We start from the raw sequence: 24106 nt of genomic DNA on the forward strand, positions 1-24106 counted from the left end.
TCAATGGAAGAAAACAGATCTAATACAGGAAGAAAAGGGAAAACCTTCCCTCTTCCTCCCAAAAAGAAAAATACCGCCTGGAAAAAATGGGTCAGAATAATCTGGTTAGGGTTAATTGCTGTGGTTTTAGGGATTTCAGGACTTTTCTTTGCCGTTTCCCAGGGGTTTCTCGGAGAAATGCCCGATGTAAAAGAGCTTGAAAACCCGGATATCTATGTTGCCTCTGAAATCATCTCCTCAGACGGGGTATTATTAGGCAAATTTGAAAAGGAAAAGACACAGCCTATCATTTACAAAGACCTTCCCCCTTATCTGATCTATGCCCTGCAGGCTAAAGAGGATGAGCGCTTTAAGGAACATTCAGGAATTGATTTACAGTCGGTTGCCAGGGCTGTTGCTTATGGCGGTAAAAGAGGTGGTGGTTCTACCATCACACAGCAGCTGGCGAAGCTTCTTTTCACCAATGGTGCCTCTCAGAATAAATTTGAAAGGGCTTTCCAGAAGTTAAAAGAATGGGTAGTAGCAATAAGTCTTGAAAAAAGATATACCAAGGAAGAGATCGTGACTTTATATTTCAATAAGTTCGATTTTTTATACAATGCTAACGGCATTGAAATGGCTTCCCGGATTTATTTCAATAAAAAAACATCCCAGCTTACCTTACCGGAAGCGGCTATGTTTGTAGCCATGCTTGAAAACCCGGTGAAAAACAATCCGATGAGGAACCCTGAACGGGCAAAAACCAGAAGGGATGTCGTATTGGACCAGATGCTGAAAACAGGATACGTTGACCAGGAAACCTTTGAAAAAGCAGTGGCCACGCCTATTACGCTGGATTATCATCCGATTAAGAATATCAACGACGATTATTCTGCGTATTATAAATTCTATCTTAAAAAGGAAATCGACAATTATCTTAAAGATTACGAAAAAGAAAACGGCAAAAAGCTGAACCTTTATAAAGACGGCCTGAAAATTTTCGTCACCCTTGATTCCAAGATGCAGAAATATGCAGAAGATGCAATCAGGGAACATTTAACGGATATCCAGAAAAGATTTGACGCAGAACAGAGAGGAAGGAAAAGCTGGCCGTTCTATTATCTGAATGATAAGCAGATCAACAGTGTAATGCTGCAGGCAATGAAAAGGACCGGACGTTACAAGCAGCTGAAGGCAGCAGGAGTTTCTGAAGATTCTATCATGATGGAATTTAAAAAACCGGTTAAAACATCAAGATTCACATGGGCAGGAGAAGAAGAAGTGGAAATGTCACCGTGGGATTCTATCAGATGGCACAAAAAAGTGGCTCAGGCCGGATTAATGTCCATGACCCCGGGAACAGGCGAAATCAAAGCCTGGGTTGGCGGTATTGACTGGGAGCATTTCCAGTATGACCACATCAAACAGGGAAAAAGACAGGTTGGTTCCACATTCAAGCCTTTTGTATACGCAACGGCAATTATGAAACTGGGAATGACACCTTGCTCCGTGGTTTCCAATGCAAGCTTTAACAAAGGGACTTATCACGTTCCGGGAAGAGGCGGAATGCTTACCCTGAAAGATGCTCTGGCACACTCTCAGAACCCCGTTGCGTTGCGTCTTGCTGAGATGACCGGAACACAGAGTGTTATCCAGACAGCAAGGGATCTCGGTGTAACAGAAGATATTTCGACCAGCTTGCCAATGGCCTTGGGTTCATCCGATATTACCATCTATGAAATGGTAGGTGCCTACAGTACCTTTGCGAATTACGGGAACTACAACAAGCCGGAAATGATCTGGAGGATTGAAGATGCCAACGGAAGGGTTATTAAAGAAGTTAACGTAGAGCCGAAAGAAGTAATGAACCCGATGTACGCCTATACGATGATCGAACTAATGAAAGGGGTTGCACAGTATGGTACTGCTTCAGGAGAATTGGGAAGAAAAGGAATCTCGAAAGATATAGAAATTGCAGGAAAAACAGGAACTACACAGAACAACTCTGACGGTTGGTTCATGGGAATCGTTCCGAAGCTGGCTACCGGCGCATGGGTCGGATGGGAAGACAGGGCAACCCACTTCTTGGGAACCGGTGAAGGGCAGGGAGCCAAAATGGCATTGCCGATCTGGGCTATTTTCATGAAAAAAGTCTGGGCAGATAAAACCTTAGGCGTTTCCCCTGAAGATAAGTTTGTAAAACCTTCGGAATGGAAAGACGGATGCTCCAACCTTAAAGGGCTGGGCGGCGGCTATGGGGATGACGGCGGTCTGCAGACCATGGATGAGATTAAAAACCCAAGACCCGCAGAACCTTCAGGGCCTAAGAATCCGGGTAAAAAAGAAGAGAACATCAATGAAAACCTGAACACCGGGGAAGATATTGATTTTAACAATAAATAAATAAATAAATTCTCTTTTAAATATACACAAGACCTTTCAATTATTTGGAAGGTCTTTTCTTTTATAATCAATACCTTTGAAATATGAATATCCAAAATATAAAACAACCCTTTATAAAAATATTTCCCGGAGATCTCTCAGGTAATCCGATGCAGCGGAATACACCGGAAGTACTGTTCTCTACCGTAAAACCGGCAGGTTTTGATCACCCTCAACTCATTGCTTTCAATGAAAAGCTTTCGGAAGAAACCGGATTGGGAAAATTTGAAGAAGAGGACCTCGATTTCCTGGTGGGAAACAACCTTCCGGACAATGTCAAGACTTATTCCACGGCCTATGCAGGACACCAGTTCGGAAACTGGGCCGGGCAGCTGGGCGACGGGCGGGCCATCCTTGCCGGTGAAATTATCAGTCATTCCGGACAGAGAAACGAAATCCAGTGGAAAGGTGCCGGGGCAACCCCATATTCCAGGCATGCCGACGGAAGGGCTGTACTGAGGTCATCCGTCCGCGAATACCTCATGAGTGAAGCGATGTTCCACTTGGGCATCCCTACAACCCGGGCCCTGAGTCTGGCTTTCACGGGAGAAGATGTTATCCGGGATATGATGTACAACGGAAATCCACAATATGAAAAAGGTGCCGTTGTGATCCGTACAGCAGAAAGTTTTCTCCGCTTCGGGCATTTTGAACTGATGTCTGCCCAGGGAGAATACAAAACCTTACAGGAACTGGCAGATTACACCATTAAGAATTATTTTAAGGAAATTACTTCGGAAGGAGAACAGAAATACAAAGATTTTTTTGAGAACGTAGGCAGAAGGACGGCAGACCTGATGGTAGAATGGTACAGGGTCGGGTTCGTACATGGTGTGATGAATACTGATAATATGTCAGTTCTTGGTCTGACAATTGATTACGGCCCGTATTCAATGGTGGATGAATACAGCTTAAATTTCACGCCCAATACCACGGATCTTCCCGGAAGAAGATATGCTTTCGGGAAACAGGGGCAGATTGCACAATGGAACCTCTGGCAGCTTGCCAATGCACTTCACCCGCTCATTAAAGATGAAAAATTCCTGGAAGATGTCCTGAATGATTTCGGAAGCTATTTTTGGGAAACGCATGACCGGATGCTCTGCAGGAAGTTCGGGTTTGACCAGCTGCTTACCAATGACGAGAAGTTTTTCTCCGGATGGCAGAGCCTGATGCAGGATCTTCAGCTTGATTACACCTTATTTTTCAGCCAGCTTGCAAAGTATGATAGATCAACTGAACTCAAAACCCTGTTTGAAAATGTTTCCTATACTTTTCTGAATGATGAGGACCTTTCAAGACTGGCCGCTTTTATGGGGGAATATCAGTCAAGACTGGAAAAAAACATCATTTCAAAAGAAAAGTCCTTAGAGATCATGAATAAAACCAATCCTAAATTTATCCTGAGAAATTACCTGCTCTATCAATGTATCGAAGAAATCAATGAAGGAAAAAATGAAATGCTTGACAAGTTAACCCAAGCCCTGGAAAATCCCTATGAGGAAATTTATCCTGAATTTTCAGTAAAAAGGCCTTCAGAATATGATGATACTTCGGGATGTTCAACACTTTCTTGCAGTTCATAAACACATCTAATTGCTAAAACCAAAAAATATGGATACCTGTGTTTTCCATGATCAGTCAGTCACGAAAATATATTACAGGATAAACAATATTTAAAGGAAATATACTATCATATATACGCAGAGCATACAAAATTCAGATTTTGTACGCTTTCTGTTTATGTATCATCCTGTATTTTATATTCATTCTTATTGAAAAGGTACGGTCATTAAGTGAGGAACGGAATATCCGAAAACTGAGGTTAGGGTATATAGATTTGCTGTACTTATACCTGTACCTGTGCATTGAATATTCTGATAGCCACATAAGAACTATCCCGTTTTACGTAAGGTCTGAAAACCTTATTAAATTTTTATGAATTATCCTAAAAAACCATTGCAGGGTAAATGATAATACAAGTTAATGATCACCTTTGCAGCGGCCTGTCAGAAGCATATTCCAGGGATAAATCAGTAACCCGGAACAGATATTTCTGAGCAAACAGAGGCTCTTTCTTAATAAACTATATTAAAATTTTCAAAATGCAAAAACGCGCATCTGTTGCAGCTGCTATTCTTTTTTCAACATTTCTTTATTCCCAGGTAGGGATTAATAATCAGACGCCTAAAGCCACACTGGATGTGGCAGCGAAAAACAATAACGGGACCACACCTGAAGGGCTTATTCCACCAAGGCTTACCGGAGACCAGATGAGATCTGCCGACGGACAGTATGGGACCGATCAGACCGGAGCTGTTATTTATGCTACTGCTGCCATTACTAACGCCAGTACCAAAACTGCCAACATCAATTCTGCAGGGTATTATTATTTTGACGGAAGCCTATGGCAGAAGCTCGGAAGGACTTACACTGCCGGCAACGGAATTTCCCTGGCAGGAAGTGAGGCACGCCTCGGAGGCAGCCTTTCCCAACCCACTACGGTTTCCAACAACGGAAACGCCCTGAATATTGCAGGGTCTGCCTCTACCACTACTTTTGACCAGGCAGGAAATATTGGGATCGGAATTCCATCGCCTTCACAGCCGCTGGATGTTAACGGCACTGCCCGTCTCCGCGAAATCCCTTCTGCCGGAGGTACTGTTATGCTAACAGCTGATAATAACGGGGTCATCCGGAAACAGGCACTTCCTACCACTTCGGCACCCGTAATACAAGCCAGTGTATCCAGTATCGGGGCAAACCTTAATTCAACCAACTGGGCTGATTACAATTATACAGGGACTACCATTACCATCCCTGCTAACAGCAAGTACATCGTTAATACAACGCAGCTCGTTACCAATTTCACAATTATGCCTGCCGGCCAGTCTATATGGCTCCGAAGCACTTTTTCAGACAGTCCGGCTGCCTTTAATTTCAGTCCGGATATTGTAGGTTCAAGGCTGATGAGCGGTATATGGGGCACGTCTTCGAGATTCGGCCTTCTTTCAGGTGCTGTCATCCTTAACAATACTTCTTCCAGTGCCAAAACCTATTACTACTGGGCAGGACAAGTAGATAATAACGGATATACCGGGACAATTGACAATTTCGGAGGCAGCTCATGGGCAGAGAACCAAATGTATGCGATTCCTATTAATTAACAATTAATCAAAGCCTTACGATACAGCTGCTATTAAATATTTTTTTAAATTTTAAGTAACTGTACCGAATTATTTTCATAATCTGAAAACTCATCATTTCTGATGGGTTTTTTATTTTACTTTTGCAGAAACTTTTAGCAGGTGTCAAAGTTCAAAACAAAATTCATTCAATTTTTTAAATTAATTTTCCCGTCAACAGGACTTGAACTGGTGGTTTTCCTTTTCTTTCTGGTTATTTACGGATATTTAGGTTCATACATTGCCATCCATCATAAAATTATTTTTGACAGCAGGATTCCCTGGGATGCGTATTTCAGCTTTGATAACAAATCAATCGTCCTGACCGGCGGAAGTTTTGAAAGGCATCCGCTCTCCTATTATTTCTTCAACTGGATCCGTGAGCTGGCCCTGCTGTTTTCGGATGGGAAAATGGATGGGAATTTCAGGTTTGCCCTGGCCTGGTTCAGCAATATTGCGGTAAGCCTGAGCGTACTTCAGGTTTTTAAATACCTGAAAAACATTATTCAGCTGCCTTTAGGTATCAATATTGTACTGATCCTTTTTTTCGGGTCATTTTCCACCACCATCCTGCTCTCCTTTACCCCGGAAAATTTTACATACACCTTTTTTTTACTCACTTTATTCAATCATTACTCTGCCATAAAGCTGAAAAAAGAAGAAAAGATTCCGGCACTTGCGCTTGTCTTTTCAGGAGTTACCGTTGGAGGTTTAACCGTAACTAATATTGTCAAGATTTTTATTCCTGTGCTGTTTGAAAAAGGATTGTTTAAAAACCTGAAGAAATTCGGCAATGCGGCATTCAGAGTTGCCCTCACCTGTATCTGCTTCGTATTGTTATATTTAAACCGCATTGATTTTAAGTACCAGAATATCTTCAGCAAAACAAGCGAACAGTACGAAAAATTTTCAAACGCCAGGTCAACGCCGGTCTGGGATATGGTTTCTTCCTACTTTTTCGGCGGCAACATCCTGTTTTCAAACTTTATCATCCGCGATAAACACAACATGAAAGGTTTTGAATACAAAGGCATTATCATGGATGTGTATTCATCCTGGATTCCTTATCTCTTTATTGCTGTGCTTCTGGGACTTATCCTCTGGAGTTACTATAAAAATTTTAACAACAGACTCGTTCAGGTGGTTATGATTTCTCTTTTTGTGGACATCATCATCCACTGCATCATGAAGTTCGGAATCCACACCTCTTACATTTATGGCGGGCACTTTGTTTTTGTGTATCCGATGCTGTTGGGATGGTTGTTTTACGCTTACAGAGAATCACCGAAGCTGTTATCCTTACTTACTGCTGTGATCTGTATCTTATTCGTTTATTTGGGGACAAATAACTACATCAGAATGACGGAGTTTTTCTGGTTCTTAAACAACTATTACTAAGTAATTATCTATCTAAAATACCATAAGAACTAGCCTTTAAATAGATAATTACAGGCAATGTATACAATTTAGTGATAAAAACTTCAAGCCCGGACCACCTGTATTCAAAATAAAAGCTGAGAATGAATTTCTCAGCTTTTCTGTTTTATATGGTATCAATTCTATTTTGCTTCCGCACAGAAAATCCTGTATTGTACCGGAATGGCAGATTTAAAATATTCCCTCACCCTAGAAAGATCAGAAGATGCACTCTGTTTGGTAAAATAACTGCCCGCCAAAATTTTATAATTGGGTCTCAGCGAAGCATCGGTTTCTACTTTGAGGTTCGGAAACCTCTTTCTGAAATAGGATTTCACTTCATTCGCTTCTTCATTACTTTTTACCGTGGTAATCTGTATTTTGTACCCTAAGATTCTTGGATTTTTCCTGCAGATTTCTGAATTGGTAAGTTCTCTGCTGGGAACATAAATCTTTGCAGGCCTGGAAGATACATAATAATCGTCATCATCCCTGGATGGTACGGCAACTGCCGTTCTGGTACACTTGTCTTCAATACTTTCCAGCGATGCATTCACCTTAGAATCCATGGTGATCATAAGTTCAGTCCCTGCCAGAGTATCTCTTTTTACAATCTGTTGTGCATCAATACGATAAAATGCAAATAGAAAGAGTATCGAAAATATTTTGATAAATTTTTTCATTTAAACTTGTTTCGGCAAATTTAGGCAAATTAAAAAATTATACCAAACAGAGTTATTTAGAATCAATACAAATTAAACTTAAATGACATTTTCCCCTTTGCATATGCCGTTAAATTGGTGTTAAAAATATTATTTTTGCGGGATTGATTGAATGTTCAATATTTACTAACATAAGATAATTTAAATGATTAGTTGGAGAAAGCATTATAGAAAAACGTTGATTGCAATAGGCTTATTGTTATCAACCAGTGCTTCAATTTACGGGCAAGAAGGCGATCCGAACAATGGTGAGAAACTTTTCAAAGCAAATTGTACAGCATGCCACGCACTAGACAAACAGGTTGTAGGGCCGCCGCTTAAAGGGGTTGTAGAACGGGTAAAGACAGAGGGTGGCGTGGATACAGACTGGCTTCACAAGTGGATCAAGGATAACAAATCTCTGAGAGCTTCCGGAGATAAGTACGCCAATGAAATTTTTGAGAAATACAACAAGACTGAGATGCAGGTCTTTCCAAATCTTACCGATAAGGATATTGATGACATCTTAGCTTACACCACTAATCCCCCTGCTGCACCTGCCGCTGATGAAAAGAAAACAACAGCAGAAACGGCAACCGCAACCGCAGCTCCGGCAAACAGTTCTACGACAACAAACGTAGTGATTATTTCACTTTTGGCCATTGCCGCTTTATTGGTATGGATCTTAATAAAACTGAGACAGCTTGTTAAGCTGGGACAGTCTGAAGAATTGGCCGGGCTTAACGAATCAAGGGTTAAATCATTCAGTGAAATCTATGAGAAATACCATTATATCGGTAAGGGAATAATTGCCATCCTTGCGCTTCTGGCTGCCTACGGAGTTTGGAACTGGATCATGTGGATCGGGGTTTACAAAGGATATAAACCGGAACAGCCGATTTATTTCTCCCATAAAATTCACGCCGGGGAACAGAAGATCGACTGTCAGCTTTGTCACTCCAGTGCCAAATACGGAAAAGTATCTGAAATCCCTTCTATGAATGTTTGTATGAACTGCCACAGAACAATTTCCGAGTACAATGCAGAACACTACATGGAACCAGGAAAAGACAAGGCATTCTATGACGGGGAAATCCAGAAGATCTATGCTGCTACAGGATGGAATTCTGAGAAACAGCAGTACACAGGGAAAACCCAGCCGGTTGAATGGACAAGAATCCACAACATGCCGGATTTCGTTTACTTTAACCACTCACAGCACGTGGTGGCCGGTGAACAGGCAATCATCAATTCTTTCAATAAAAAGAACCCTGACAACAAAATAGACGTTGTTTGTAAAGCATGTCACGGAAAAATAGATACAATGAATGTTGTTCAGATGGCCAATGACTTCACAATGGGATGGTGTATCGAGTGCCACAGAACGACTGAAGTTGATATGAACAACGGTTATAATAAAGAATACTTCAAGAATCTACATGACAAATTGAAAAAACAATACCCTAAAGATGGTGGTAAGATTACTGTAGATGCAATTGGAGGTCTTGAATGTGGTAAATGTCATTATTAATAACTAAAAATTAGAAGTATAAATGGCTTCAAACAAAATACAATTTAGAAGTATTCACGAACTTAAAGATCCGGCTTTAAACAATAAGCTGGCTCAGAAAGAGTTCCAGGAAGAAATTCCGGTAGAAGATTTCCTTGGAGATGCTGAACAGAATGGTTCAGCTACTTCAAGAAGGGATTTCTTAAAATTATTAGGTTTCTCTACAGCTGCAGTTACGCTGGCTGCATGTGAAGCTCCGGTAATTAAAACAATCCCTTATGTGGTAAAACCGCATGATATTATCCCGGGGATCCCGAATTATTACGCTTCAACATATTTCGACGGTTTTGATTTTGCAAGTGTTCTGGTAAAGACACGTGAAGGAAGACCGATTAAAATTGAGCCGAACCTGGCTGCCGGGGATTTGGGAAAAACAAGCGCAAGAACTCAGGCAAGTGTACTTTCTCTTTATGATAACGATAAAGTAAAACAGCCGAAATTTGAAGGTAAAGACGAAACTTTCGATAAAGTAGACAGCTTTGTCATCAAAGGACTGGAAGAAGCCAACGCGGCAGGTAAGAGAATCGTGTTATTATCACATTCTTATGCTTCCCCTACTTTCAAGAAATTATTTGCTGAATTTAAAGCTAAATATCCGACAGCAGAATTAGTAACCTATGATGCTTTCCCATACGCTGCGGCTTTAGATGCGGCACAGGAAGTTTTCGGAACAAGAGCATTGCCGGTATATGACCTTAGAGGGACAGAATTGGTAGTTGGGTTCCAGGCTGATTTCCTGGGAGATTACAATGCAGCAAGCCTTGAATCTTCTTACGCAGCAGCAAGAAAGCCGGGAGCCAATATGTTAAGACATATCCAGGTAGAATCCAATATGTCTTTAACAGGAGCCAATGCAGATTCAAGAGTAAGGTTGAAGCCAAGCCAGGTTAATAAGACATTGGTGGAAGTTTACAACGCTGTTGTTGGCGGAGGAACTGCTGATAAGGCAGCTTCGGAAATCGCAAAAGAACTTCAGGCAAAAGGAAGCAAAGCAGTCGTTTTTGCAGACAGCTCTAAAGGTGCTCAGGTACTTGCCCATTTAATTAACCAGAAATTAGGATCCGTTGCTTTCACAGGCAAAGCCAACTTCTTAAAAGATTTCGACAAGGCAAGATTCCAGGAATTCTTAGGATGGGTAAATGCAGGTCAGGTGGGTGTATTGATTACCAACAACGTAGACCCGATTTATTCTTACCATAAAGGTGAAGACTTTAAAAAGTCTCTGGCAAAAGTTCCTTATGTAATTGCGGTAGCCGATAAGAAAAATGAAATGTACAGGGCAGCGAAAGCTGTAATTCCTGTAGCCAACTGGCTGGAATCATGGGGTGATATGGAACCTCAGACAGGCGTATATTCATTAATGCAGCCTACCATCCAGAAAATATACAAATCAAGACAGATTGAAGAATCTCTACTGGTTTGGAAAAATGGTAAAAACAATGCGGCCAACAATTATTACGATTATTTAAAAGCAAGCGCTTCTTCCGTTTTAGGAGCTACTTCTTTCAATAAAGCTTTATATAATGGGATCAATGTTTCTCCAAATACTACGGCATTGTCTTATGCAGGAGGAAACGCTGCGCAGGCAGTAGCTGAATTGGGAGCTTTCAAAGCTTCTGACTTAGAGTTGGTACTGTATACAAAAACTGCAATGGGAGACGGTACCCAGGCCAATAACCCTTGGCTTCAGGAATTACCGGATCCGTTGACAAGAATGTCATGGGATAATTACCTGACGGTTTCTCCTAAGGATGCAGAAAGATTGGGACTTGAAAACGATCTCAATGCAAGGATGCAGCTTGACGGTTCTATTGTGAACCTAACGGTAAACGGAGTTACTGTAAAGGATGTCCCTGTGTTCATCCAGCCGGGCCAGGCAGAAGGATCAGTAGGTCTTGCGCTTGGATACGGTAAGAAAAATTCAGGAGCTACGGCTGATACAGGAGTAAATGCTTATCCTTTGTTTGACGGTTCCAACCTGGCGGTTTCTAATGTTAAATTAGAGAAAACCGGAGAAGACCACGAATTTGCTGGAATCCAGCTTCAGAATACCTTAATGGGCCGTTATGAAATCGCTAAAGAAGTTCCTTTGGCTGAATTCTTAAATGTTGATTTTGATGACGAACACAAAGGATGGAACAAGCCTTTGGAGTACCATACCATCAGCGGAGCGCTCCCGGCAAGAAAGATTGACCTTTGGGATGCTTTCGATGACACGGACGGGCCTCACTTCAACATGTCTGTGGATCTTAACTCATGCACGGGCTGCGGATCTTGTATCATCGCCTGTCAGGCAGAAAACAACGTTCCTGTCGTAGGTAAAGAAGAGATCAGAATGTCCAGGGATATGTATTGGTTGAGAATTGACCGGTATTATTCTTCCAGACAGAAGGTGGAAGTATATGAAGGATTAAAAGAAGGAATGGCTGTACCGGAATTGTACGGTACCGCTTTTGGAGACGGAGGTGCTCTTAACCACCCTGCAGACAATCCTGATGTCATCTTCCAGCCGGTAATGTGTCAGCACTGTAACCATGCTCCTTGTGAAACGGTATGTCCGGTAGCGGCTACTTCACACGGTAAGCAGGGGCAGAACCACATGGCTTACAACAGATGTATCGGTACGAGATACTGTGCGAACAACTGTCCGTATAAAGTGAGACGTTTCAACTGGTTTACCTACAACTTAAATGACAAGTTTGATTTCAATCAGAATAACGATTTAGGAAGAATGGTACTGAATCCGGATGTAGTGGTAAGAACAAGAGGGGTAATGGAGAAGTGTTCATTATGTATCCAGATGACCCAGACCACTATTCTTGAAGCGAAGAAAGAGAACCGGGTGGTAAAAGACGGAGAATTCCAGACAGCCTGTTCAAAAGCTTGTACTACAGGATCCATCCAGTTCGGAGACATGAATGACAAAGCATCTGAAGTTAGAAAATTATATGCTGACAACAGAAGATATTATTTACTTGAAGAGATCGGGACCAAACCAAATGTGTTCTATCATACCAAAGTAAGAAACAGAGTAGAAAAATAAAGTTTAAATAATAAATAGGTAAAAAATGTCAGGACATTACGAAGCTCCGATAAGGGAACCTCTGATTATTGGTCACAAAACTTATCACGATATCACGGAAGATATTGCACGACCTATCGAAGAAAGAGCAGGTAAATTATGGTGGATTTCACTATACGCAGCCTTAGTTCTATTTCTATACGGATTCGGCTGCATCGCCTACACGATCGGGACAGGTATTGGAGCATGGGGGCTTAACAGAACTATTAACTGGGGTTGGGATATTACCAACTTCGTATGGTGGGTAGGTATCGGTCACGCCGGAACCCTAATCTCAGCAGTATTATTATTATTTAGACAGCGTTGGAGAATGTCTGTAAACCGTTCTGCAGAGGCCATGACGATCTTTGCGGTAGTACAGGCAGCCATCTTCCCGGTAATCCACATGGGTAGGGTTTGGGTAGGATATTGGGTATTCCCTTTACCAAACCAGTTCGGTTCTCTTTGGGGGAACTTCAACTCTCCCCTGCTTTGGGACGTATTTGCAATCTCTACGTATTTCTCGGTATCCACTGTATTCTGGTTTATGGGATTGATCCCTGACTTTGCAATGATCAGAGACCGTGCAAAAACACCTTGGACAAAGAAAATCTATACATTCCTGGCATTCGGCTGGGGTGGTAAAGCAAAACACTGGCAGAGATTTGAAGAATTATCTTTGGTTCTGGCAGGTCTGGCAACACCGCTTGTATTCTCTGTACACACCACCGTATCTTTTGACTTCGCCACTTCGGTAATTAAAGGATGGCACTCTACCATTTACCCTCCTTATTTCGTTGCAGGTGCGATTTTCTCAGGATTCGCCATGGTACAGACCCTATTGTTAATTGCAAGAAAAGTATGTCACCTTGAAGACTACATTACAATGTATCATATCGAAATCATGAACATTGTAATCATCCTTACCGGTGGTATGGTAACCGTAGCTTACGCTACAGAATATTTTATCGGATGGTATTCCGGTTCCAGATATGAAGACTTTACCTATCTTTCACCGGGTGCAGCTGTCGGACCTTACTGGTGGGCTTTCTGGGCATTGATTACGTGTAACCTGATTATCCCTGCCTTATTCTGGTTTAAAAGAATCAGGACCAATATTATTGCAACATTCATTATTGCACTGATCATCAACATCGGGATGTGGTTCGAGCGTTTTGACATCATCGTAATCAACCTTTCACGAGACTACCTGCCTGGATCTTGGACCATGTTTAAGCCAACGATTATTGATGTAGGAGTATATTTAGGAACAATCGGGTTCTTCTCTGTATTATTCCTCTTGTATGCAAGAACATTCCCTGTAATTGCACAGGCTGAATTAAAATCGATTCTGAAAATCTCAGGTGAAACTTATAAATCAAAAGAAGGAGATGAGCACCACTAAAATTGTATACGGACTTTATGCTGACGACGACGATTTGATGAACGGCGTAAAAGCATTCAACGATAAAGGAATTGCCATAAACGAGGTTTATACTCCGTTTCCGGTTCACGGACTAGACAAAGCACTGGGGTTAAAGAAAACCAGGATTTCCGATGCCGCATTCCTTTACGCACTTTACGGTGTTACCATCGGTTCTACGGTAACCTGGTACGTAATGAATCATGACTGGCCTCAGAATATCGGTGGTAAACCGGCTTTCGACTGGGCTCACAATATGCCGGCATTCGTAGTGCCTATGTTTGAGCTTATGGTATTTTGTGCTGCCCACATGATGTCTTTGACTTTTCTGGTAAGGAATAAAATGTATCCCGGAGCTCCCGCACAAAACCCGGACCCGAGAACAACGGATGATAAATTCATGATGGAATTCGTAACTGAAAATGTAGAATCTGTAAAACAGTTGCTTATTGAAACCGGAGTTGAAGAAATAACTGTTAAAGACGCTTAAAATGAAAAAGAATGTACTAAAAATTACAGCAGTTTTAGGTTTAACAGCGGTTTTACTTAACTCTTGCGGACCGAAAGAGAATACACCGTTAGTATATTTCCCTGATATGTATTTTCCGGTAGCATATGATCCGCTGATGAAAGCCCAGGATGCCTATTCGGATCATGAAAATGAAATCCCTGCTTTTGTTAAAAACAGCGGAGCTACAGGACTTTCCCCGGTAGAAGGGTCCGTAGCACAAAATAAAGACGGCGTTTTTGAAGAAGGCTTGCTTCCAAAAAATGTGGATGAATATAATGCAGGCTATGATGCTTCCAAAAAAATGACCGTTTCCCCTTTAAATGTTGCCAACGCAGCGAAGGATATTGAAAGAGGAAAACAGTTGTTTGACAAAACCTGTTCAGCCTGTCATGGGGTAGGAGGAGACGGACAGGGCCCGATTGTACAGACGGGCGCCTTTACGGGCGTTCCTAACTATGCAGACCGGGAACTTACCGTAGCATCTGTTCATTATGTAATAACAAACGGTAGAAATGCAATGGGGTCTTATGCGGGACAACTGAACGCAGGAGACAGATGGAGGGTAGCCATGTATGTGATGAATGCCTTTAAAAAAGGAGCGGCAGCACCTGCCGCAGCAACACAGGCAGCACCCGCTACAGCTACAAGTACAGCTGCAGGGGCCACAGCAGAAGCGAAACCTGAAACCACTACCGCAACTAAAAAATAAGAAAAGAAATGTATAGTTTTTCACCAAAATTAAAATCAACTTCTATAATCCTTCTTGTTGTAGGTTTAGTTCTATTTGCTGTCGGTTTCTTTCTGAATAAAGGAATTTCTACGGAGAGAATGGAACATATGATGGAAGCACTTAATGCTTCCGGTCATACGGCTCCTACACATTCCAGTGAAATGGTAGGTCCTCAGGATCATGCTGCTCACCTTGAGCACACGGAGCTTCAGGTACATAACCAGCCTTTGGCGGCAATACATTTTGTAGCTGTATTTTTCTTCGGAGTAAGCTGCTGCGTACTGTTCTTCTATTGTATCCAGCATGCTGCACACGCAGGATGGCCGATCATTATTACAAGGGTAATGGAAGCCATTGCTTCTTATATTCCTTACGGAGGTGCAATCCTTATTATCTTAATGATTCTGAACGTCACTCATATCGGGCATCTATTCCATTGGATGGATCCTGAACTGACAGACCCTGAGTCTGCTCATTTTGATGTGATCCTGTTTGAAAAAAGAATATTTTTAAATATCCCTTTCTATGCCATAAGAACACTAATCTATGTATTCGGAGCTTCTTTCTTTGCATGGAAGCTGAAGGCACAGTCTAAAAAAGTAGACGAAACAAAATCCAGAACCGAATATCAGATGCTTTACAGATGGGCAGTAGGATATATCGCTTTCTTCGGGTTTGCTTCTGCAGCCTGGGCCTGGGACTGGTTGATGTCCATTGACCCGCACTGGTATTCTACCATGTATATCTGGTATTCTATGGTAAGCTGTCTTTCAAGCGGTATCGCAGTAATTATCCTTTTAAGCGTTTACTTAAAGAAAAACGGATTCCTTCCTCAGTTCAATGATAACCATTTGCATGATCTTGGGGTATTCCTTTTCGCAACAAGTATGCTTTGGACCTATACCTGGTTTGCTCAGTTTATGTTATACTGGTATGCCAACATTCCGGAAGAGGTAAATTATTTCTTCGGTAGGTTCCAGCACTACTCTCCTACTTTCCTGCCGATGCTGATTGTTAACTTCTTATTACCGTTATTGGTATTGGTGAGCAGCAGCATTAAAAGAAACTATAAAGTAGTAACGGTAATGGCAATCGTAGTGATCTGCGGACACCTTTTGGATTACTTTAATATGGTAATGCCGGGAACCGTAGGACCATACTGGAAAACACCTGAAGTATTTCTTTTAATTGCAGGAGCAGTTTTGTTTGTAGCAGGATTATTTATGTTTACCGTGCTTTCAGCATTAGCTAAGCTTAAATTGATTCCTACAGGAAATCCTTACCTTCATGAATCTGAAATTTATGAGTATCCTTTCTAAGGCCTTGTAACAAAATAAAATCTTAAAAGACTGATTATTGTAATCAGTCTTTTTTTTGTGCTTACAGGCAACCTTTTTAAAACTAAGCTGTCTTTATAACAGATTATATTTTAGACTTAAAATTTTAAACAATGAAAAAAACTCATCTATGTATTCTTCTGTTCGTGCTGCTGCTAAATATGTTCAATGCACAGACCACTGCTTTCTTTTCAGAAAAAACAAAGCAGCCGCTGCCGAAAGTTTCAGTGTTCGGGAAAGACGGAAGCATCATTGCCTATTCTGATATCGACGGAAAAATAGAACGAAAGTTGTTAAGCCCTTCACAGGAAAAATTTCAGCTGGTATATGACAATGTATTGTTGGGGACATTTTCTTATGCTGAACTCGATAAAGAAGCAGTACAGTTAAATGACAGGATAAAAAATATTGAACCTGTCATCATAAAAAATAACAAACCTGCAAAGTATGCTTTAATCAAAGGAAATTTCAATGTCTATGTTACTTTAAACAATAACTTGAATTGTTATGTTGACGGCATTGTTACTTATATTTTCGACAACAAAACCAAAAAAGTAAAAAGCACCAATATCGAACAGTACCGTGTTTTCCGGTTAGAAAATGCGTCAAATGAAAGAAAAGAAACAGCATCCTGGGATTACAACAGCTTCCTGGATCTTCCGGATCTTAAGAACGCAGGCAATATTGAAGAGTTTAAAAATAAGAAAGCAACCATAAAAGAACTCAAAGGAAATAAAAAAGACGAAATAGAAATCAGCGGCAATGCACTCCAGGGAAAAGAACTGGCACTTTTCGGTTACAGGTTATATGATATCAAAACCATTATCAACCATTCTTATGATAAAGGTTCAGACAAAACCCTGAGAGACTTTCTGGAATCGAATGAAACTGTTTTCATCAAGCTTAAACATAAAACCGAACCCGATTATAATCAGGTCATTATTTATAAAAATTTCTTTCCGACAGAACTGGATTTCAGCGATGATGACAAAGTTGCCGGCGAGGTAAAATTTAACAGGAATATCAGTCAGTATAAGACCGGGTACTGGCAGGATGCTTCCTTCCCGAATATGCAGGCTGTTTTCAGCTCATTTTTCAGAGACCGCTTGAAAGAACAACAAAACAAAAAATAAAATCTGCTATTAATAAAGGTTTTACTAAATTTGTGGCAAACCGAATTAAAATGAAAAAGTTTTCTTTTCTGCTAATTTTCAGCCTGTTGCTTTTTACGGCATGCAAGAAAGATTATGCAGATGCTACCAATACCAAAACTTTGCAGTCCAGTATCAATGATATGACGGCCAGCCTTCCTACCATTAAGCAGATCAAGTTTAATGAAGCCCTGTATATCCTGAAAACTTTCGGGGTAGAAGCTGATGGAGATGTTGCAGAGCTTAAAGCGCTCGGACAGCTGATCAACGGGAAAAAAGTGCCTGAAATCCTGTCAATGGCAGATCAGGTAGCACAGAAAAACGGCATCGAATGGGCCAGTACAGCACCGCCGTCATTAGGGGAAATGAACATCTTCGGTGACGATAAAGCTAAAGAAAGCGACCCGAATGATATAAAGGCCAATTCATTGAGCATTTTGGTAAATCCTACCGGAGATGATGGTGCCGGAGCGCCTACCGCCATTCAGATCGTGCCGAGACTGGTTGACAATTCAGGAAAACCGGTTGCATTTACAGGAGCAGGCCTTGAAACAACACTTGAGGTATTCAGCAACGGGGTAAGGCTTTCCACCGCGAAAAACCTGATGCAGGATAATAATTTCAAAGGATTTAATTTGAAGTTCTCATCCATACCTGCAGCCAAAGTGGTAGACAATAAAATTGACATCACCGTATCCGTAAAAACAACAGGGAAAACATTCAAAATGACCAAGATCGGTTTGGACGTGAATCCTTCATTGCTGAAAGTTCCGGCTCCGCAGGCAGTGGATTCCATGGCCGTTGAGCAGGATCCTGCGGTAATCGATCCGAACAATCCCGGAGCAACCGTACCGTCCTCAACGGCAGATCCCAATGCCACAGCTCCGGCAACGGTTCCTGCAACGCCTAAACAGCCGGCTGCAGACCCTAAAAATGTAATCTCCGGATTCTTAAACAATGTAAGTTCCCAAAATCTGAAAGCCGCTTACAGCGCAGCAAACAACCCGAACTGGGGAAGCTACGAATCGTTTTCAAACCCAAACTCCGGTTTCGGCTCCGTAAAAAATGTAAGCGTGAAGAACATTACGTCAAATTTAGCCAATGCCAATGCCGCAAGTGTTAATGCGACCTATGATGTAACGGATAAAAACGGAAGGACGACTTCTTTAAAAGCGACTTTCGGACTTAAAAACGTAAACGGGGAATGGAAAATTTCCAGCTATAAAATAAATCCTTAAAAAATGGCTTCACAGGAACTCGTCAGCAGGCTTGAAGAAAAAATTGAAAATGTACCTGATTTTCCGGTTCCTGGGATCCAGTTCAAGGACATATCCCCTATTTTTCTTGACCCGAAACTTTATGAAGACGTCATTGCCGATCTTGTAGCCTTCAGCAGGGGAAAAGTAGATGCGGTATGCGGGATTGAAAGCCGCGGCTATCTTTTCGGGATTGCTGTTGCCGTAGCCCTTGAGGTTCCCTTTATCCTGATCAGGAAGGCAGGAAAGCTTCCGCCGCCGGTGATTGCAGAAAAATACGACCTGGAATACGGAAGTGCCGTTATTGAAACCCGGGAAGGTCAGATAAAACCGGGACAGCGGGTTCTGGTCCATGATGATCTTCTGGCAACCGGAGGAACTACGGAAGCCGCTGCAACATTAGTGGAAAAGCAAGGAGCAACAGTTGCACAATTCAGCTTCCTGATCGGCTTAAAAAGCCTGAACGGGGAAGAAAAGCTGAAAAAATTCAATGCAGAAATATACAGTATCCTGGAATATTGAATTTTTAAACATATATCCAAAATGCCTTATTAGTTTTTAAGGCATTTTCGTCACCTGCCATTAATAATTTTTATTGCATCCTGTATATTTATTTCTTTTTTATCAATAATCCTGCAAAGTATTTTGTAAATCATTCAGAAACAATTAAATTTGCATTTCAATTTTTAACAATTTATGGCAAAACTTACAAAGAATGCTCAGAACGAGCAAGAAGGTAAAGAAACGGTGGAGTTTTTTAAAGATCTTGACAGAGAGGCTTTAAACACAGAAAGATTCCTTGAAAAATATTCAAAACCGCTGGGTATTGTTTTCGGACTGCTTATTTTAGGTGTTCTGGGATTTTTCGGTTACAAGCAATTTGTTGTAGCTCCTAAAAATGCTGAAGCTGTAAAAAGTTTCTTGGCTGCCCAGAAAAATCTTGCCGAAGGCAAAGAAAAAGAGGCACTGGGAGGAAAATCTGCTGCTAACCCAGGGTTCCTGGGAACTTATAATGAATATTCCGCAACAAACGTCGGTAAACTTTCTGCCTATAATGCAGGAATTTTAAAGTTTAAAGAAGGTAAATTCCAGGAAGCATACAATCTTCTGGATAATTTTTCTTCTGACAATAAAACAATGATGGCCATGAAATTCGGTGCCATGGCAGATGCCCAGTCAGGCCTTAACAAAAATGACGATGCCTTGCAGTTACTGGAAAAAGCAGCTTCTGCTTCTGACGATCCTTATACCACGTACTATTTCACAAGAAAAGCAGGGATTTTAGCGCTAGGCTTAAATAAAAAAGCAGATGCTAAAAAATATTTTTCTGCTATTGACGAAAAGTACCAGGATTATGATAACGGGATGTCTGATTCTTATATTGAAATGACTAAATATTACTAAATAATGGCAACAGTTAATCTTTCTGATTACAAGCCGCTTCATATAAACAATGCCGATGAATTTTCTATCGGCATTGTTTTTTCTGAGTGGAATGATTTTGTAACCTACAATCTTCGTGATGCAGCCTTGGAAATCCTTCAAAAAGAAGGGGTAAGACCTGAAAATATTAAACTCTTCCCGGTTCCGGGAGCATTCGAACTGAATTATGCCAGCATGCAGCTTTGCAAAGAGCGGAAGTATGATGCCGTTATTTCAATCGGATGCGTAATCCGCGGAGAAACGCCTCATTTCGATTATGTATGTTCTGCCGTGGCGCAGGGAATAAAAGACTGTAATATTATGACGGATACGCCTACCATCTTCTGCGTGCTTACTGATGATACAAAAGAACAGTCGATTGCAAGAAGCGGCGGCGACCTGGGAAATAAAGGGGTTGAAGCAGCCGTTACAGCTTTAAGAATGATTGATTTCAAAAAAAGCCTTTCGGATAAGAAAGGAAACATTGGTTTCGGACATTCTTAATAGCAGTAATTACATTTGAAAAAACTTCAGGAACTATAATTTTTTTATGGTTCTTTTTTTGTAAATACCCTAAGCAATCCTTTCCATAATTTTAATAAAATTTTAAATATTTATAAAAAATCTAAATAGAACAGCTATTTTAAAATTTTATCCTGAATAAATCAGCGTAAAAAGTATATTTGTGAAAATTTAATGTACTGTTAAAGCAATGTTTATTCAGAAAATGAAACCCTTTTTATACTTAGGGAGTTTTTACCTTATTGTTTCTCTACTCCTAAGGATTATTTTTTTATTTGATCCGATTACAACAGCCGATTTTGGCTTTTTCGAAATCATGAAAATTTTTGCGGTCGGTTTTATTAATGACTTCTTTGTTTTCATTTTAGTCTGCCCTTTCTTAGCTCTTTACTTTCTGTTCTTATCCGATTCAAAATACAGGACGCCTTATGGCCAGTCTATTCTAGGATTATTGGCCGTATTTTTTCTGTATATCCTTCTGATTCCGAATAATATATTCAGACAATATGGTGGTCCAGTTGCTGAAATTGCCCTGGTATTCATCGGCTTAAAAATATTTTTCTTCGGGCTGATGTTCCTGTTGCCGGAAAGACGGCTTATGATCAGGAATACACTCTACTTTATGACCGTTTTTCTTTACGTTCTGTTAATTGTTTTTAACACGGTAAGTGAATATTTCTTTTACAGTGAATTCGGGCTGAGATATAACTTTATTGCGGTAGATTACCTGATTTATACCAATGAAGTGATTGGTAATATCATGGAAAGCTATCCTGTCGTTCCGCTGTTCCTGTCGATTTTTGCCGTTGCCGTGCCTGTTACCATCGTCATTTATAAAAAAACAAAGGCTGAACTTCTTACGCTTCCGGATCTGAAGCAGAAACTTATATTACTCGGATCTTTTTTAGCTTTGATGGGCATTAGTCTACTGGGCCTGCACTTTACGACAAAAATAACTGCATGCAATGTTTTTGAGGAAGAAATCCAGGCAAACGGATTACCCAAGTTTTACTGGGCATTTACCCATAACGAACTGGATTATTTCCAGTTTTACCCGAAAATGAACCAGAAACTGGCGGAAAGAACTTTCTTGAGCCAATTCTCAGAACCTCTTCTGAAGAGAAATATCGTTTCCGAAAAGCCTGAGTTAAGGAAAAATGTCGTTTTGATTTCCGTTGAAAGCCTGTCCGCAGATTTTATGGCGCATTACGGCAATACCCAAAAGCTTACTCCGTTTTTAGACAGCCTGGCAGACCGGTCACTGATGTTTACCAACCTGTATGCAACCGGAAACCGTACAGTCCGCGGCCTGGAAGCTCTTACGCTCTGCATTCCTCCCACTGCCGGAGAAAGCATCATCAAAAGAGAAAATGATAAGAATAAGTTTACCACGGGAAGTATTTTTAGCGCAAAAGGATATGATGTAAAGTTTCTGTACGGAGGGTACAGTTACTTCGATAATATGCAGGATTTCTTTGCAGGCAACGGCTATGGAATTGTCGATCGCGATAACTTTAAGCCTGAAGAAATTACTTTTGCCAATGTCTGGGGCGTTGCGGATGAAGATATGGCTAAAAAGGCAATCCGGACCATGAATCAGGAAAGCCGGTCCGGAAAACCTTTTTTCAATCACTGGATGACGGTTTCCAACCACCGCCCTTTTACTTACCCGAATGGCAGGGTTGATATCCCCGGCGATGCAAAATCACGCGAGGGAGGCGTAAAATATACGGACTATGCGTTACGGATGTTTTTTAAGATGGCTGAAAAACAAGCGTGGTATAAAAATACCGTATTCATTATTATTGCTGACCATTGTGCCTCAAGTGCAGGAAATGTTGAGCTTCCGGTGGAGAACTACAGGATTCCCGCCATGATTTTTTCTGACGGATTCATCCGGCCTCAGAAATTTATAGAAACAATGTCACAGATTGATGTGATGCCTACCCTTTTCGGATTGCTTAATTTCAGCTATCAGTCTGAATTTTTAGGGCAGGACGTTTTCAGTAAAGGATTCCGGCCGAAAGCATATATCGCTACTTATGAAGATCTGGGACTGATAAAGGACAATTATTTGACCGTAATTTCCCCGGTCAGAAAAGTAAAGCAATATGCTTTAATTCAGCAAAAAAACAAACTGAGCCCTGGCTTCAATCTATATTTCGATGAGAAACCCCTGAAAAATACCGCCCGGAATGAGAAGCTCATCAAAGAAACGATTTCTGCATATCAGTCAACATCATTCTGGCTGAAGAAAAACAGGCTTAACCGCTGATCAGGTGGGGTACAAAACGGCTCTCGTTATTGGTAATCAGGTGAATACTTTCCCTGATGCCGATGCCGGCCGGCTCCTGCCCGATCACCCAGCTTCCGATCACAGGATGATTTCCGTTAAAGTCAGGAAGATCAAACAGCTGCTGGTAAATAAACCCTTCTTTTCCGTAGTCGCCTTTATTCGCTTCAATGGGAATATTATTCCGGTGCAGTGCCACATTGGCACCTTCCCTTGAGTATACCGGCTTTTTTGCAAAGTCCTTCAGGTGTTTAGGCTCAAAATAAGCTTCGAGCAGGTAAGGATGACCAGGATACATTTCCCAGAGGATTGGAAGAATGGCTTTGGACGAAAGGAGGATCTTCCAGGCGGGCTCGATCCACTGCGATCGGAATCCGTTTTTTACCAGTTTTTCGGCAAATCCGTCTTCTAAAATCCATTCATAAGGATATAATTTAAAGATATATTCCATCACCGACTGGTCTCCCGAAATAAATTCTTCGATCTCCTCGGCCCAGCCGATATCCTGAACGGGAATGAATTCAGTATCGAATCCGGCCTGTGTAGCACAGTCCCTGATGTACTCGATATTGGTAACATCTTCCATATTGGTAAGGGAGGCAAAATAAATATGGTTCGGATCCATGTATTTCCTGAGATACGTCCAGTAGTCCACCAGCTTTTCATGGATTGAATTGAACTGGTCTTTATCCGGAAACATTTCCTGCAGCCAGTACCACTGGATTACGGAGGCTTCGTAAAGGGAAGTCGGGGTATCTGCATTGAACTCAAGCAGCTTAAGGTTTTCCCCGTCAAAACCGAAATCAAACCTTCCGTATACCGAAGGATGGTCTTCTTCCCAGCTGGTTACAATATAATCCCGGAAATATTCAGGAATACTGAAACGGTCCCAGAGATTGTTTTCAATACTATAGTCTACTGCTTCCAGACACATCTGCCATAATTCGGCAGTCGCCTTTTCAATCCTGTGGATTTCATCCGGCGAAAATTCATAATAATGGCTTTCGTCCCAATACAGGCCTTCCAGCGAGTGGTAGCCAAATCCCAGACTTTCGAGCTTCTGCTCCCAGTTTTTGCGTAATGATGAGGATATTCTTTTCATATTAT

Annotated in this window: 18 protein-coding genes; 16 read left to right on the forward strand and 2 right to left on the reverse strand. The window is 41.2% G+C overall.

Going from position 1 to position 24106, the window contains the following annotated elements; translation table 11 throughout:
• Positions 1-3: 3 nt before the first annotated feature.
• From SD427_RS17925 to SD427_RS17940, 4 genes are all read left to right on the forward strand, one after another.
• Positions 4-2382: a penicillin-binding protein 1A gene (locus tag SD427_RS17925; protein WP_320559146.1), complete on the forward strand. Its 2379-nt coding sequence runs from the start codon at positions 4-6 to the stop codon at positions 2380-2382.
• Positions 2383-2465: 83 nt separating this feature from the next.
• Positions 2466-4007 (forward strand): protein adenylyltransferase SelO, encoded by a 1542-nt coding sequence (locus SD427_RS17930; RefSeq protein ID WP_320559147.1) that lies wholly within the window; start codon positions 2466-2468, stop codon positions 4005-4007.
• A gap of 519 nt (positions 4008-4526) precedes the next feature.
• Complete coding sequence (locus SD427_RS17935; RefSeq protein WP_320559148.1) at positions 4527-5588, forward strand: hypothetical protein; 1062 nt, start codon at positions 4527-4529, stop codon at positions 5586-5588.
• Positions 5589-5729: 141 nt separating this feature from the next.
• On the forward strand, positions 5730-7004 hold the full coding sequence (locus tag SD427_RS17940) for a DUF6080 domain-containing protein (protein ID WP_320559149.1): 1275 nt from the start codon (positions 5730-5732) through the stop codon (positions 7002-7004).
• A 161-nt stretch (positions 7005-7165) separates the two neighbouring features.
• Here the strand turns inward: SD427_RS17940 and SD427_RS17945 are convergent, their stop codons facing one another.
• Positions 7166-7705 carry an SPOR domain-containing protein gene (locus SD427_RS17945; protein WP_320559150.1) on the reverse strand — a complete coding sequence of 180 codons (540 nt, stop codon included), beginning with the start codon at positions 7703-7705 and terminating at the stop codon, positions 7166-7168.
• Positions 7706-7889: 184 nt separating this feature from the next.
• Between SD427_RS17945 and SD427_RS17950 the strand changes: the two genes are divergently transcribed.
• The 12 genes from SD427_RS17950 to SD427_RS18005 all read left to right on the forward strand — a co-directional run bounded on the left by SD427_RS17950 (position 7890) and on the right by SD427_RS18005 (position 22981).
• On the forward strand, positions 7890-9254 hold the full coding sequence (locus SD427_RS17950; protein ID WP_320559151.1) for a c-type cytochrome: 1365 nt from the start codon (positions 7890-7892) through the stop codon (positions 9252-9254).
• A gap of 22 nt (positions 9255-9276) precedes the next feature.
• A complete protein-coding gene (locus tag SD427_RS17955) occupies positions 9277-12336 on the forward strand; it encodes a TAT-variant-translocated molybdopterin oxidoreductase (RefSeq protein WP_320559152.1) in 3060 nt (1019 codons plus the stop codon).
• 25 nt (positions 12337-12361) lie between these two features.
• Positions 12362-13759: an NrfD/PsrC family molybdoenzyme membrane anchor subunit gene (gene nrfD / locus SD427_RS17960; RefSeq protein WP_320559153.1), complete on the forward strand. Its 1398-nt coding sequence runs from the start codon at positions 12362-12364 to the stop codon at positions 13757-13759.
• Positions 13746-14267, forward strand: a complete 522-nt coding sequence (locus SD427_RS17965) for a DUF3341 domain-containing protein (RefSeq protein WP_320559154.1) — start codon at positions 13746-13748, stop codon at positions 14265-14267. Before nrfD ends, SD427_RS17965 begins: the two co-directional genes overlap by 14 nt.
• A gap of 1 nt (position 14268) precedes the next feature.
• Positions 14269-14997 carry a cytochrome c gene (locus tag SD427_RS17970; RefSeq protein WP_320559155.1) on the forward strand — a complete coding sequence of 243 codons (729 nt, stop codon included), beginning with the start codon at positions 14269-14271 and terminating at the stop codon, positions 14995-14997.
• Positions 14998-15005: 8 nt separating this feature from the next.
• A complete protein-coding gene (locus SD427_RS17975) occupies positions 15006-16337 on the forward strand; it encodes a quinol:cytochrome C oxidoreductase (RefSeq protein ID WP_320559156.1) in 1332 nt (443 codons plus the stop codon).
• 131 nt (positions 16338-16468) lie between these two features.
• Entirely contained in the window at positions 16469-17488 is a 1020-nt protein-coding gene (locus SD427_RS17980) for a hypothetical protein (RefSeq protein ID WP_320559157.1), read from the forward strand.
• A gap of 50 nt (positions 17489-17538) precedes the next feature.
• A complete protein-coding gene (locus SD427_RS17985) occupies positions 17539-18744 on the forward strand; it encodes a hypothetical protein (RefSeq protein WP_320559158.1) in 1206 nt (401 codons plus the stop codon).
• Between the two features lie 3 nt (positions 18745-18747).
• A complete protein-coding gene (locus SD427_RS17990; RefSeq protein ID WP_320559159.1) occupies positions 18748-19284 on the forward strand; it encodes an adenine phosphoribosyltransferase in 537 nt (178 codons plus the stop codon).
• A gap of 174 nt (positions 19285-19458) precedes the next feature.
• Positions 19459-20166: a tetratricopeptide repeat protein gene (locus SD427_RS17995; RefSeq protein WP_320559160.1), complete on the forward strand. Its 708-nt coding sequence runs from the start codon at positions 19459-19461 to the stop codon at positions 20164-20166.
• Positions 20167-20169: 3 nt separating this feature from the next.
• Positions 20170-20688, forward strand: coding sequence for a 6,7-dimethyl-8-ribityllumazine synthase (gene ribH, locus SD427_RS18000; protein ID WP_320559161.1), 519 nt, complete (start codon positions 20170-20172; stop codon positions 20686-20688).
• Positions 20689-20896: 208 nt separating this feature from the next.
• Entirely contained in the window at positions 20897-22981 is a 2085-nt protein-coding gene (locus SD427_RS18005; protein WP_320559162.1) for an LTA synthase family protein, read from the forward strand.
• On the opposite strand, the gene SD427_RS18010 is transcribed toward SD427_RS18005, so the two are convergent.
• A complete protein-coding gene (locus SD427_RS18010; protein WP_320559163.1) occupies positions 22971-24101 on the reverse strand; it encodes a glutathionylspermidine synthase family protein in 1131 nt (376 codons plus the stop codon). The two genes, SD427_RS18005 and SD427_RS18010, sit on opposite strands and share 11 nt — an antisense overlap.
• Positions 24102-24106: the final 5 nt, after the last annotated feature.

Source organism: Chryseobacterium sp. JJR-5R, from assembly GCF_034047335.1.
In the GTDB taxonomy this organism is placed as follows: Bacteria; Bacteroidota; Bacteroidia; order Flavobacteriales; family Weeksellaceae; genus Chryseobacterium.

Excerpts from the sequence above, each read along its gene's own strand:
- ribH (WP_320559161.1), top strand. The coding sequence starts at position 20,170 with ATGGCAACAGTTAATCTTTCTGATTACAAGCCGCTTCATATAAACAAT.
- SD427_RS17935 (WP_320559148.1), top strand. The coding sequence starts at position 4,527 with ATGCAAAAACGCGCATCTGTTGCAGCTGCTATTCTTTTTTCAACATTT.
- nrfD (WP_320559153.1), top strand. The coding sequence starts at position 12,362 with ATGTCAGGACATTACGAAGCTCCGATAAGGGAACCTCTGATTATTGGT.
- SD427_RS17980 (WP_320559157.1), top strand. The coding sequence starts at position 16,469 with ATGAAAAAAACTCATCTATGTATTCTTCTGTTCGTGCTGCTGCTAAAT.
- SD427_RS17975 (WP_320559156.1), top strand. The coding sequence starts at position 15,006 with ATGTATAGTTTTTCACCAAAATTAAAATCAACTTCTATAATCCTTCTT.
- SD427_RS17955 (WP_320559152.1), top strand. The coding sequence starts at position 9,277 with ATGGCTTCAAACAAAATACAATTTAGAAGTATTCACGAACTTAAAGAT.
- SD427_RS17945 (WP_320559150.1), bottom strand. The coding sequence starts at position 7,705 with ATGAAAAAATTTATCAAAATATTTTCGATACTCTTTCTATTTGCATTT.
- SD427_RS17970 (WP_320559155.1), top strand. The coding sequence starts at position 14,269 with ATGAAAAAGAATGTACTAAAAATTACAGCAGTTTTAGGTTTAACAGCG.
- SD427_RS17985 (WP_320559158.1), top strand. The coding sequence starts at position 17,539 with ATGAAAAAGTTTTCTTTTCTGCTAATTTTCAGCCTGTTGCTTTTTACG.
- SD427_RS18005 (WP_320559162.1), top strand. The coding sequence starts at position 20,897 with ATGTTTATTCAGAAAATGAAACCCTTTTTATACTTAGGGAGTTTTTAC.
- SD427_RS18010 (WP_320559163.1), bottom strand. The coding sequence starts at position 24,101 with ATGAAAAGAATATCCTCATCATTACGCAAAAACTGGGAGCAGAAGCTC.
- SD427_RS17930 (WP_320559147.1), top strand. The coding sequence starts at position 2,466 with ATGAATATCCAAAATATAAAACAACCCTTTATAAAAATATTTCCCGGA.
- SD427_RS17990 (WP_320559159.1), top strand. The coding sequence starts at position 18,748 with ATGGCTTCACAGGAACTCGTCAGCAGGCTTGAAGAAAAAATTGAAAAT.
- SD427_RS17950 (WP_320559151.1), top strand. The coding sequence starts at position 7,890 with ATGATTAGTTGGAGAAAGCATTATAGAAAAACGTTGATTGCAATAGGC.
- SD427_RS17995 (WP_320559160.1), top strand. The coding sequence starts at position 19,459 with ATGGCAAAACTTACAAAGAATGCTCAGAACGAGCAAGAAGGTAAAGAA.
- SD427_RS17965 (WP_320559154.1), top strand. The coding sequence starts at position 13,746 with ATGAGCACCACTAAAATTGTATACGGACTTTATGCTGACGACGACGAT.
- SD427_RS17925 (WP_320559146.1), top strand. The coding sequence starts at position 4 with ATGGAAGAAAACAGATCTAATACAGGAAGAAAAGGGAAAACCTTCCCT.